This is a genomic window from Anaerococcus nagyae (assembly GCF_017874535.1).
Lineage (GTDB): Bacteria > Bacillota > Clostridia > Tissierellales > Peptoniphilaceae > Anaerococcus > Anaerococcus nagyae.
Genome location: NZ_JAGGLS010000002.1, coordinates 1 through 12,461 on the forward strand (window position 1 = coordinate 1; position 12,461 = coordinate 12,461).

Genomic DNA, 12,461 nt, shown 5'->3' on the forward strand with positions numbered 1-12,461 from the left:
TTTAAGTTTTGTGACTTAAAAATTTTTCAAAAAAATTTTTAAAAATAACTATTGACTTTCTTAGTTGGTCTATTAAAGTTATAAGCGTTAAGCGTATATTTAATTTTATATCTAAAAACCTAATTTTGAAATTATAATAGCTCCAATAACTGCACTAATAACCGTAGCAATTATACCGAATATCCACTTCATTATATAATTATGATTTTTTATCCTAGAAATAAAATGATTGTAAGAGATTCCTTTATTTGACATAGATCCTTTCATGGTAAATATATTTTATAATTTAATATTTCTTTTATTAGAAAGCTGCTTTGTTATATTCCTTAAAGAAAAAGAAAACACCTATGAAAAAACTTATAAATTGTATTATTTATCCTTAAAAGATCCTGATATAGTTTATGCCAAAAATATTTTAAGAGATCTTGAAAAAAAATCGAGAAATATAATGAAATTCTATCAATCTAATCTATTTGAAAAATCTAATATTAATACTTCGATATCAGCAATATTTGAAAATTTATCATCTTTATATCCTAATAAGGATATTAAAACTGAACAGATTATAGATAAACAACTGTTAAATGAAAAAAATAATAGAAGTATGAAATTGATTTCAGTGATAACAAAAGAATTAGTAAACAATGTTTATAAACATTCAGATGCAACTTATTTAATATATATGTTGTTTAAAGAAGGAGACTCTGTAATAATAGAGATAAATAGTGATGGAGCTAACATAGAGGATTTTAAAAACATTAAAGAGTCTAGGAGAGGTGTTTTGTTACTAAATCTTTTAATTGATTCTAATTCAGGAAATATAGAGTACAAATTAAACGATAATGTACTTTCTACTAGGGTAGTTTTGGAGGTAGATTATAATGAAAATTCTTTTATTGGATGATCATAAAATATTTGGCCAATCTTTAAAACAATTGTTAAAAGAACAAGATGATATAGAATTATGCGATTACATATCTAGTATAGATAAGCTTTTCAGAAGATTAAAAGTGGAAAAATACGATATTCTTTTAATTGATATAAATTTAAAGCATAAGATAACTGGCCTTGAATTAATTGAAAAAATTTTAAATAAGTATCAAAATCAAAAAATAATTATTTTGACCTCCTGTGACCTAGACAACTACAGAAACACTGCTTTAAAATTAGGAGCAAAAGACTTTATAAATAAATCTATAGAAATAGAAGACTTGTTTAAAAGAATTAAAGATGTTTATGAAGGTAGGTATAAAAACATATATAAGGTAAATACTGATCTACTAACAAAGCGTGAGCTTGAAGTACTTAATGAACTAATAAGGGGGGGATAATAAAAAAATATAGCTAAAAAACTTTTATAAGTGAAAGAACATTATACAATCACATAGCTAATATATATGATAAATTAGGAGCTAAAAATATTGTAGAAGCCTATAATAAGGCTATGGATATTGGATATATTAATCCAGTTATGTAATTAAAATATATTGATTCACTATTTTGGAGATTTATAACTATGTCTCCATTATTTTTAATGAATTTCTAGATTATATTTTTAAAAGAGAGTCTAATTGGTGTGATAAAAATATATAAAATGAATAAGCTATTTTTACAACTGTTCGATTATAAGTTATCTTAATAGATATTATGTTTTTTGCAATGAATGGCTTTACAAGTAGTTAGAATAATGGTTGCTCACTGTATATACATTTGTTATAATAAAGAAAAGGAGAAATTATGGAAGTTTTGGTAATAATAGATTTGCAAAATGATTTTATAGATGGAACATTGGGAAATACTGGTAATGATCAGATAATAGAGCCTATAGAAAACTTAATTGAAGATTTTGATGGTGAAGTAATATTTACAAGGGATACCCATAATGAAGATTATCTAAATACATTAGAAGGTAAAAATTTACCAGTAACCCATTGTATAAAGGACACTTACGGTTGGCAAATAAGAATTGATACAAAAGGCTATAAAATTTTTGATAAGAACACTTTTGGATCTTATGATTTAGTTAGTTATCTAAAAAATTTAGATGAAAGAGAAAAAATTGAAAAGATAAGTTTTGTAGGTATATGTACTGATATTTGTGTAATTTCAAATGCAATTTTAGTGAGGAATGCTTTGCCAAATACACCTATTAATGTTATAAGTTCAATGTGCAAGGGGACAAGCGATGCTAATCATAGATTAGCCTTAGAAGCTATGAAATCTGTGCAAATTAATATAGTATAATGGGTATAATCTCTTTAAGGAGATTGACATGAATGAAATAAATAAATCTGAATTTAAAGATACAGAATCTGTAAAGAAGTTAGTAAGCAGATATAATATTAATGCTCTTTTATTTGCTCTTGGAATTTTTATAATCATAGTTGCTATAATTCCTTATTTTTTTATAAAAAATGAGAATATAACTAATAAAATATTACCTTCTCTTATAATTCTTGCAGTTGGAGTAATTTTAATTGTTACTGGTAAAATAAGGATGGGAAAGATTCAAGAAAATGTCGATGGAAAGTATACTGTGGCAGCTTTTGAATACATAGATTTACAAAGAAAGTCTTATAATAAAATTTTTAGAAAAGATTTGGTTATTGGGATATTGCTTATGATACTAATTCCGTTTATATATTTTCTAGTTACTAATAATGCAAATTATATGGCTAATAAAACAGCTAAATATTTGTATAGTATTTTACTTTTATTTTTGGGTGTAGCATTATTTATGATAACATATAGTAAAGGTAAAAAAGATGCTTATAAAATTTTGGGATAAGAAAGGGCTGCTTAATCAGCCCAATTTTTAATATTTCTTATAATTTTCATTTATTAAATTTTCCATCATTTTTGACTTTTGTATATCTAATTCATTACTAATTACTGTACATTCAGTTCTATTGATAGCTGCAAGATCTGTATCGTCGGACCATATTTTACAATCAACTGTTACTGTTCTTTTACCTCTTTTTACAAGTTCTGCTCTTGCGTAAATATACTCCGTTTTAATTATAGGTTTTAGGAAATTTGTATAGGAGCTTTGAGTTGGAGCCAAATATTTTTTGTCAATTGCTACTAACCCAGTGGCTAAGTCCCCTATAGCCATGATTATAGCTCCATGAACACTACCTAATTCATTTATATATACATCTTTGTAGGGTATTCTTAATTCTACAACTTCACTGTTCATTATATGATATTCTGGATCTAAAAATTCGTTAAATGTCATTTATTTCTCCTTCTATTTATTAATTATACCAATCATTCTAATAAATTATGTATATTTTATTTACAATATGGGTTAAAATATATATGTGCGTGCAAAAGATAGGAGAGTTTTGATGAAAGATTTTAGGAAGATATTACTGATATTAACATTTATTTTTATTTTTAGTGCGTGTGGAAATGAAAAACAAGAAGGAGTTAAGGAGCCTATAAGAACTGCAGATTCATTAGATAATATGCTAAGAAAAGGGAATTTAAATAAAACAGAACAGAAAACTTCTAATAAGCAAGTAAGTGAAGATAAGGATCCTAGAAAAGATGAAACAAGTGAAGAAACTATAAGTAGAGAAGATAGAATAGAAACCATAACTCTAAAGGCAGTTGGAGATATAATGGCAAATATGGGTCAAATTGAGTATGCCTATAACAAAGGGAATGGATCGTATGATTTTAAAGATTCCTTTAAGTATATATCAGATTTTATAAGTGATGCAGATATAGCAATTGCTAATTATGAGACAACTACAGATCCAAATAAAGCTTATGCAGGTCACCCAAGGTTTAATGCACCTCCAGAATATTTAAAGGCTATTGCTGATGCTGGTTTTGATATAGTAACTACTGCCAATAATCACTCCTTAGACTCTGAAATGGAAGGGATAGGAACAACTATAGATGCTATAGAAGAAGCAGGACTTGACCATGTTGGGACAAGAAAAAGTGGAAATGAAAGATATATTATAAAAAAAGTCGGTGATATAAATATAGCTTTCTTATCATATACCTACGGATGTAATGGCATTGAAGATTTATTTGTAGTAAGAGATGAAGTTGATCAAGTAAACTATATACATGAAGATTTAATTAAAAAGGATATAAGAGATGCGAAAGAGCATGGAGCGGATTTTGTAGTAGTTTATCCACATTGGGGCATAGAACTAAGGTCAGATGCTGATCAAAGTCAAATAGATCTAGGTCATAAGATGATTGACTGGGGAGCAGATTTAGTTATTGGTAATCACCCACACGTAGTAGAACCCTATGAATTATATGAATCAGAAAATGGAAATAAAGGATTTATTGCCTATGCTTGTGGTAACTTTATAAGCATACAAAATCTTGAAACTGTAAATGATATTAGAACAGAACAATCAGTAGCTTATGAGTTTAAATTATCTAAAAATTTATCTGATGGTTTTACAAGTATTGACCAAATAGATGAATATCCTCTTTGGGTTGGTATGACTTATAATGAATATGGAAAAAGTGTTAGTACGTATAGGTGTGAAGATTTCTTAGAAGGCGGTAAGTACTATGATAAGGTAGATGAAAATCAAAGAAATAGGATTCAACAAGCTTATGATGATACTAATAAAACACTTCATTCAATGGAAGGTGAGTAATGACAACGTGGATAAGTTTTGAACTTAATATATTAAAGGCAATCCAATATATATCAAATCCTACTCTAGACTCATTTTTTGTGAGTATAAGTGCCTTGGGTAATGGATCAATATTTTGGATAGCTTTTATTTTATTTTGTTTATCTACTAAAGAATATAAAAAAATGGGCAAGGTAATGATTATTGCTTTTATTTTAAATCTACTTTTAGTGAATATTTTATTAAAAAATATAGTAGGGAGAGTTAGACCCTATAATTATGTTAACAATATAAAACTCCTAGTTCCAGCCTTATCAGATGGTTCTTTCCCATCTGGACATGCTTCGTATGCATTCACCTTTGCAACTATAGTAGCTTTTATGGCTAGAGGCAAGATGCTTAAAATATTTATAGCTATATTAGCAATATTGATAGCATTTAGTCGCTTATACTTATTTGTTCATTTTCCATCAGATGTAATCGTTGGAGCAGTAGTTGGTATATTGATAGGTACCTTTTCAATGAGAGCATATTTTAAAGGATATATTAATCAAATTTTTAATAAATTTAATTTACAAAGAGAATAAATTATGCTATAATCATCTAGTAACTATTAAGCTGGTGTGTTGGAATTGGCAGACGAGACAGACTCAAACTCTGTTGTCCATTAGGGCGTGTGGGTTCAAGTCCCACCACCAGCACCAAAAAGTATTTACAAGATCCTTGAATAGTTATATTCAAAAGGTATGAAATTAAAGTTAGATGACTTGTCTGGCTAAGTTAGAATGAATTTTGTTATTAAATCACAGACATGTCTTAAAAAACTTAGAAAATTTAATACATATTTACTAAGGGGCTGTTGCAAAACTATGAATAATTATCGTCTCATCATTATAAGGTTCTTTTAGGAAATTTTTTACATAGCTTGTCGGCTTGTCGAGGCAAAATTTCCGTAGAGATTCTTCTAATGATTTTAGGCTGATTTATTCATTCTGCAACAGTCCCTTTCTAGTAAAAACTTTTAAATATGATTTAGATACGTTATACTATAAGTAAGGAGTTACAAATGAGTAAAACACTTATGTTAATAGATGGATCAAGCTTAATATTTAGAGCGTTTTTTGCTTTACCTAACCTTACTAATAATGATGGGGTTATGACTAATGGAGTCTATGGATTTTTGACCATGTATCAAAACGCCTTTGATAAATATAATCCTGATTCAGTTTTGGTTGCCTTTGATAGATCTTCCAAAACTTTTCGTCATGAAGAATTTAAAGATTATAAGGCTACTCGTGATAAGATGCCCTCAGAACTAGGCTATCAGTTTGGAATTTTAAAAGATATACTTGATTCTATGAAAGTTTCATATACAGATTTAGATGGTTTTGAAGCTGATGACATAGTTGGTACCTATGCACAAATGGGTCAAGAAGAAGGTTATGAAGTTGTAATAATTACAGGGGATCGTGATTATTTACAATTAGTTGATGAACATATAACTGTATATCTTACTAAAAAAGGTATATCTGATATGACAGAATATACCATTGATAAAATAAAGTATGAATATGGCTTAACACCAAAGCAACTTATAGATGTGAAAGGCCTTGAAGGAGACAAGTCAGATAACATTCCAGGTGTAGATGGTATAGGTCCTAAAAAGGCTAGAGATTTTATTCAAAAATATGGCTCTATAGAAAGGCTATATGAACATATTGATGAAGTAACTGGTAAGAAGACTAAGCAAACTCTCATTGATAGTGAAGCTATCGCTTACATGAGCAAAAAAATTGGAACTATAGTAAAAAATGCTCCTGTAGATATAGATCTTGACGATTTAATTCTTAGCGAGCCTGATTATCCAGCTCTTAAAGAGAAATTTTCTAAATATAATTTTAATAAATTTTTAGAAAAAATCGAAGGAAAAACAGATCAAGCTAATAAAGATAGAGAATTTCCTTATAAAGAAACTGATGATTATGACAAACTTTTAGAAATTATAAAGAGAAATAAGGAATTTAGCTTTAAGTCTATTTTTGATGGTGAGAATTATATTCATTCAAGTATTTATAAAATAGCAATAAAAACTCATAAAACAGATACTTACATAATATCTCCAGATGAAAAATTTATTAATTCATTTAAGGAAGTTTTTGAAGACCCAACTATAGTAAAAAATTCATTTGATATAAAAGAAGATGCAGTATTATTAGCTAAGCTCTCTATAGACTTAAACTTAGATTATGATGATTTAATGCTCATGCACTATTTGATTGATCCGTCAAGATCTTCTTATGATATTAAGACTTTAAGTCAAGTTTATTCTGATTATGAAGTTATAAACAAAGTGGATTTAATAGGAAAAGGGGCAAAGACTAAAAAATATTCTGAAGTAAATAAAGAAGAAATGAATTCATATTTTGCTTCTTATCTTTATACTATAGAAAAATCTAAAGATAAACTAATTGAAGAGTTAAATACTTATAGTATGTATGATCTGTATAAAGATATAGAGATCAAACTATCAAAAGTTCTTGCAAAGATGGAAATCACCGGTTTTGTCACAGATAAAGAAGTTTTAGAAGATTTAAAAGCTGAAATCGATAAAGTTTTGGATGGACTTACTAGAGATATTTATGATCTTGCTGGTAGCGAATTTAATATAAATTCTCCAAAACAATTAGGAGAAGTATTATTTAAAGATCTCTCTTTACCAGTTATAAAAAAGACTAAAACAGGGTTTTCAACGAATGCGAAAGTTTTAGAAAAACTAAGAGATGAACATCAAATAATACCAAAAATTGAAAAATATCGCGAGATGTATAAATTGCGCTCAACATATATAGAGGGTTTGGAAAATTCCATAGATAATGATGGAAGAATTAGATCAACCTTTAGACAAAATATAGCTACTACAGGAAGATTATCATCTACTGAACCAAACCTACAAAATATACCAATTAGAACAGAAGAAGGAAGAAAGATCAGAAAAGCCTTCAAGGCTAGTCCAGGTAAGATTTTAATAGATGCGGATTATTCACAAATAGAGCTTAGAATTTTAGCTTCACTTTCTGAAGATAAAAACATGATAGATGCTTTTGTCAATGGAGTGGATATTCATACAAAAACTGCCTCAAAAGTTTTTAATACACCAATTGAAAAAGTAAGTAAAGTTCAAAGGTATAATGCTAAAGCTGTAAATTTTGGGATTATTTATGGAATAAGTGATTATGGACTTTCTCAAAATCTTGATATACCAAGGCCTCTTGCAAAAGAGTATATAGAAAGCTTTTTTGCAGGCTATCCAAAAATTAAAGAATATATGGATGGTGTTAAAGAGACTGCAAAAGAACAAGGCTATGTTGATACTTTATTTAATAGACGTAGATATGTTCCAGAAATTAGCTCTAAAAATTTCAATGTTAGAAGTTTTGGAGAAAGGGTTGCTCTTAATACCCCTATTCAAGGAACAGCAGCAGATATTATTAAAATTGCCATGATAAATGTAGATACAAATTTAAAAAAAGCAGGAATTGATGCAAAAATCATTCTTCAAATTCACGATGAGATCATCTTGGAAGCTTCACATGAAGATAAGGATACGGCTATGGAAATTTTAAAAGAATCTATGGAATCTGCTGCAAAATTGAAAGTTCCATTATTGGTGGAAATTGATACAGGAGATAGCATGTATGAATCCAAGTAAAATAGTAATTACTGGAACTATCGCTTCAGGCAAGTCAACTTTATCAAAACTTTTAAAAGAATTAGGTTATAAAGTTTTATCATCAGATGATATAAATAGAGAACTTTTAGAAAAAGGTGAGGCAAATTATCAAGCTATTAAAGACTCTAATTTGTTTGATGAAGCTTTCATAGAAGATAAGTTGGATAAGAAGAAGTTAGCTAAAATTATATTTTCGGACAAAGAAAAACTAGAGATTCTAAATAAACTAACTCATAAAAATATATTGAATAGAATAGATTATTTGGTAAAATATTCCAAAGAAAAAGTTGTATTTATCGAAATTCCTTTATATTTTCAATTAAAGGAAAGATTTGATAATGATCAGGTATGGCTAGTTGTAGCTGATTATCAAACCCAACTTGAAAGATTGATGCAGAGAGATAATATAGATTTAGTTTATGCAAAGGCTAAAATACAAACTCAACAAGATTTAATAAGAATGAAAGCTAACAGCGATGTAGTATTTGATAATAGTTCATCAATTGAAGAACTCAAGGAACAGTTAAAACAAGTTTTGGAAGATAAGGACTTATTATGAAAGTTTTAAAGATTATAGGAAAAGTATTTGGCTTTATTATACTTGCTATCATAACCTTGATACTAGCAACTTATGGTATAATTGCCTATCAAACTTCAAGAACTCAAATAGATTATCAAGATGAAATAACAGAGTATTCTGAAAAGTATAATGTAGATCCGATCTTAACTGCATCCATTGTAAAAGTAGAATCTGATTTTGACAATGATGCAAAAAGTCATCAAGGAGCCCAAGGTCTGATGCAACTATTAGATGAAACAGCTAGACATTCTGCAGAGGTTGTTGGAATAGATTATTATCCAGAAAAACTTAATGATATTGATTATAATTTAAATTTAGGAGTAGGTTACTATAATTACTTATATAATTACTACAATAATAGAAAATTAGCTCTTGCCGCTTATAATGGTGGTGTTGGAAATGTTGATAAATGGATAAAACAAGGAATTATAGATAAGAACAATCCAGATATTTCAAAGATTCCTTTTGATGAAACTAGACAATATGTTACTAAGGTAGAAGCAACTTATGATGTTTATAAAACTTTTTATAAAGATAGCTTACCAGATAATAATACTTTAACAAATTTAGAACAATTAAGTTATAATAATTTTATGAAATTTGTCAACCAAATACTATTTAATGTAGTTTGAGTTGATGAATGTGTAAAATTCATTTATAATAGAACAGAGAATAATTATTAAGGAGATGTATATGGCAGCAGATGTTATGACATTTAAAAAGGGTGTCCACATCGATGAGTTCAAAGAGCTATCTGAGAATAGTGATTTACTAGTATTAGATACGCCAAGTGAAGTTATCATTCCACTTACTCAACATATAGGTGCACCAAGCAAATGTCTTGTAAAAAAGAAAGATGAAGTTAACATTGGAGATTTGATCGGCCAAGCTGTTGGTAATTTTTCAGCGAATATCCACTCTTCTGTAGCTGGAGTTGTAAAGGATATCATCGATATTCAAACAGCATCAGGGAAAAATTCCCAAGCAGTAGTAATAGATACTGAAGGATATGATCAAACTAGAGAGTACATATTAAATGAAAATGTTGATTTACATAAAGAAGAGATAGTAGAAAAAATCAAAGAGGCTGGAATAGTAGGAATGGGTGGAGCAGCATTCCCTACACACATTAAGTATTCACCAAATAAACCTGTAGATACAGTGCTTGTTAATGGTGCAGAATGTGAACCATATGTAACATGTGATGACTTTTTGATGAAACATAAGCCTGAAAACATTGTTAGAGGTTTAGAATTATTAGTGGTAGCTAGTGGAGCAAGCCAAGGGATTATCGCCATTGAAGATAATAAGCCTGAAGCGTTTGAAAAAATAAACTCATACATAGCTAATAATCCATCAAAAGCTAGCAATAAACCTAACATAAAGGCAGTAAAACTTGCAACAAAATATCCTCAAGGTGATGAGAAAAGATTGATTGATGCTACACTTTCTAGAACTATACCATCAGGTGGTCTTCCTATGGATGCTGGTGTTATCGTTTCTAATATTTCTACTGTAAATGCAGTTTTCGAAGCAATTTATTACGATAAACCACTTATAGAAAGAATAATGACTGTTACAGGACACAATATCAATACTCCAAAAAATGTTGTAGTTAAGATTGGTACACCATTTGAATACGCTATTGATGCAGTTGGTGGAACAAAAGGAGAAATTGGTAAACTTATTAACGGTGGACCAATGATGGGTATTGCTCAACCAAATGCAAATAACCCAGTAGAAAAAGCTACAAACTGTATTTTAGTTCAAACTAAAGAAGAAGCTAAACCAGAAGATATAAATCCATGCATTAGATGTGCGCGTTGTGTAGACGTATGCCCAGTTAACTTAATGCCACTTTATATCCATAAGTTTTCTTTAAATGAGCAACTGGATAAAGCGGAAAATTATAGAATTATGGATTGTATTGAATGTGGATCATGTTCATATATTTGTCCATCAAAAAGACCTTTAGTTGAAGCTATTAGATTTGGTAAGAGACAAATTAGACAGGCAGGTAAGTAAATATGGAAAATACACAAAAATTATTAGTAACATCCTCTCCTCATGTTAGAAGTAAACGTACAGTACATAAGGAGATGCTTGATGTAATAATAGCCTTAGTTCCTGCAGGAATTGCAGCTGTTTACTTTTTTGGCTATAGAGCGTTAATTTTAATACTTGCTTCAGTTTTGACATGTGTTTTGACTGAAACAATTTTTAATAAAGCAACAAAAAGAGATAATACAATAAGAGATTTATCAGCGGTTGTAACTGGTTTGTTATTAGCCTATAACGTACCTTGCACTTTACCAGTTTGGCAAATAGTTATTGGAGCGATTTTTGCTATAGCTGTTGTAAAAATGCCTTTCGGAGGTTTGGGACAAAATATTGTAAACCCTGCTCTTGCAGCACGTGCATTTTTATTAGCAAGTTGGTCAAGCAATATGTCAGAATTTGTATCACCTCAAAGAGTAGATTTATTAAGTACAGTTGGTGATGTATCAGCTGTATCTAGTGCTACACCGTTATCTGATCCAGCAAGTTATAAAATAATGGATTTATTCTTAGGTAATATTCCTGGATCTTTAGGTGAAGTTTCAGCTTTGGCATTATTAATTGGATTTATCTATCTATTAATTAGAAAAGTTATTAATATTAAAATGCCTTTAATATACATATTAACAGCTACTGTACTGGGTGGTTTATTCCAAGGATTTGATAATATATTAGGATATATACTTTCTGGTGGTTTATTACTTGGAGCTTTCTTTATGCTAACAGATTATACAACAAGCCCAGTTACACCAAAAGGACAAATAATATATGCAGTACTTGCAGGTTTACTAACAGCGATTATTAGATCTTTTGGTGGATATCCAGAAGGTGTAAGTTATTCTATCTTACTTGCAAATCTAGTTGTACCAATTATAGAAAAATATACTAGACCAAAAGTATTTGGTGTAGATTATAGCAAACAAAAAGGAGTGGAAAATGAATAATTTTAAATTAGGTTTAAGATTATTTGCCATTACAGCAGTAGTAGCTTTAGCACTTGCTTTTACAAATAGTCTAACAGCTCCAGTAGTTGCAGAAAATCAAGCAAAAGAATTAAAAGAATCTTTATCTGTAGTTTATCCTGCAGATTCTTATGAAGAAATAGATGTCAAAAAACCAGATACAATAGAAAATGTTTATAAAGCAATTACAAGTGATGGAGAAGGGTATGTATTCCAAATCAATTCTCCAGGTGGATATGGTGGAGATATTGAATACCTAATAGGTGTTGACAAAGACCATAACATAACAGGATTTGCTCCATTAAATCACTTAGAGTCACCAGGATTTGGTGCTGAAATGGAACAAGATTTCTTTAAAGAGGGAATGGTTGGAGTAAATATGGATAATGAAGTTGGCTATTCAGAAGCTGGTGGCGAAAATGAAATAGTAGGTATTTCTGGAGCAACATATTCAACTCAAACTATTGTAAATGGTATAAATGATGCTAGAGAAGTACTAGCTAGTCTAGAGTAGG

14 protein-coding genes and 1 tRNA gene are annotated in these 12,461 nt (G+C 29.3%); 14 read left to right on the forward strand and 1 reads right to left on the reverse strand.

All coding sequences use genetic code 11. From position 1 onward, the window contains the following. Nucleotides 1-448: 448 nt before the first annotated feature. The 5 genes from J2Z39_RS02080 to J2Z39_RS02095 all read left to right on the forward strand — a co-directional run bounded on the left by J2Z39_RS02080 (nucleotide 449) and on the right by J2Z39_RS02095 (nucleotide 2,788). Nucleotides 449-904 (forward strand): hypothetical protein, encoded by a 456-nt coding sequence (locus tag J2Z39_RS02080; protein WP_209813545.1) that lies wholly within the window; start codon nucleotides 449-451, stop codon nucleotides 902-904. After that, nucleotides 882-1,331 (forward strand): response regulator, encoded by a 450-nt coding sequence (locus J2Z39_RS02085; protein ID WP_245325661.1) that lies wholly within the window; start codon nucleotides 882-884, stop codon nucleotides 1,329-1,331. The genes J2Z39_RS02080 and J2Z39_RS02085 overlap by 23 nt, the downstream gene beginning before the upstream one ends. A 62-nt stretch (nucleotides 1,332-1,393) precedes the next feature. Further along, complete coding sequence (locus J2Z39_RS08425) at nucleotides 1,394-1,477, forward strand: hypothetical protein (RefSeq protein WP_316235683.1); 84 nt, start codon at nucleotides 1,394-1,396, stop codon at nucleotides 1,475-1,477. A gap of 260 nt (nucleotides 1,478-1,737) precedes the next feature. Further along, complete coding sequence (locus J2Z39_RS02090; protein WP_117520760.1) at nucleotides 1,738-2,244, forward strand: cysteine hydrolase family protein; 507 nt, start codon at nucleotides 1,738-1,740, stop codon at nucleotides 2,242-2,244. Between the two features lie 28 nt (nucleotides 2,245-2,272). After that, nucleotides 2,273-2,788, forward strand: coding sequence for a hypothetical protein (locus tag J2Z39_RS02095; RefSeq protein ID WP_209813546.1), 516 nt, complete (start codon nucleotides 2,273-2,275; stop codon nucleotides 2,786-2,788). A gap of 27 nt (nucleotides 2,789-2,815) precedes the next feature. Here the strand turns inward: J2Z39_RS02095 and J2Z39_RS02100 are convergent, their stop codons facing one another. Beyond that, on the reverse strand, nucleotides 2,816-3,238 hold the full coding sequence (locus tag J2Z39_RS02100; protein ID WP_209813549.1) for a PaaI family thioesterase: 423 nt from the start codon (nucleotides 3,236-3,238) through the stop codon (nucleotides 2,816-2,818). Nucleotides 3,239-3,350: 112 nt separating this feature from the next. Between J2Z39_RS02100 and J2Z39_RS02105 the strand changes: the two genes are divergently transcribed. The 9 genes from J2Z39_RS02105 to J2Z39_RS02145 all read left to right on the forward strand — a co-directional run bounded on the left by J2Z39_RS02105 (nucleotide 3,351) and on the right by J2Z39_RS02145 (nucleotide 12,460). After that, complete coding sequence (locus tag J2Z39_RS02105; RefSeq protein ID WP_209813551.1) at nucleotides 3,351-4,637, forward strand: CapA family protein; 1,287 nt, start codon at nucleotides 3,351-3,353, stop codon at nucleotides 4,635-4,637. Further along, entirely contained in the window at nucleotides 4,637-5,203 is a 567-nt protein-coding gene (locus tag J2Z39_RS02110) for a phosphatase PAP2 family protein (RefSeq protein ID WP_117520768.1), read from the forward strand. Before J2Z39_RS02105 ends, J2Z39_RS02110 begins: the two co-directional genes overlap by 1 nt. A gap of 30 nt (nucleotides 5,204-5,233) precedes the next feature. Continuing rightward, a tRNA-Leu gene (locus J2Z39_RS02115) sits at nucleotides 5,234-5,320 on the forward strand. A 362-nt stretch (nucleotides 5,321-5,682) separates the two neighbouring features. Next, a complete protein-coding gene (gene polA, locus J2Z39_RS02120) occupies nucleotides 5,683-8,325 on the forward strand; it encodes a DNA polymerase I (RefSeq protein ID WP_209813552.1) in 2,643 nt (880 codons plus the stop codon). Further along, a complete protein-coding gene (coaE, locus tag J2Z39_RS02125; RefSeq protein WP_209813554.1) occupies nucleotides 8,312-8,905 on the forward strand; it encodes a dephospho-CoA kinase in 594 nt (197 codons plus the stop codon). Before polA ends, coaE begins: the two co-directional genes overlap by 14 nt. Continuing rightward, on the forward strand, nucleotides 8,902-9,558 hold the full coding sequence (locus J2Z39_RS02130; protein WP_117520774.1) for a lytic transglycosylase domain-containing protein: 657 nt from the start codon (nucleotides 8,902-8,904) through the stop codon (nucleotides 9,556-9,558). Before coaE ends, J2Z39_RS02130 begins: the two co-directional genes overlap by 4 nt. 61 nt (nucleotides 9,559-9,619) lie before the next feature. Continuing rightward, nucleotides 9,620-10,951 carry an electron transport complex subunit RsxC gene (gene rsxC / locus J2Z39_RS02135; RefSeq protein WP_209813556.1) on the forward strand — a complete coding sequence of 444 codons (1,332 nt, stop codon included), beginning with the start codon at nucleotides 9,620-9,622 and terminating at the stop codon, nucleotides 10,949-10,951. A 2-nt stretch (nucleotides 10,952-10,953) separates the two neighbouring features. After that, nucleotides 10,954-11,928: an RnfABCDGE type electron transport complex subunit D gene (locus tag J2Z39_RS02140; protein WP_209813557.1), complete on the forward strand. Its 975-nt coding sequence runs from the start codon at nucleotides 10,954-10,956 to the stop codon at nucleotides 11,926-11,928. Next, nucleotides 11,921-12,460 carry an RnfABCDGE type electron transport complex subunit G gene (locus J2Z39_RS02145; protein ID WP_209813559.1) on the forward strand — a complete coding sequence of 180 codons (540 nt, stop codon included), beginning with the start codon at nucleotides 11,921-11,923 and terminating at the stop codon, nucleotides 12,458-12,460. The genes J2Z39_RS02140 and J2Z39_RS02145 overlap by 8 nt, the downstream gene beginning before the upstream one ends. The last annotated feature ends 1 nt before the right edge of the window (nucleotide 12,461 follow it).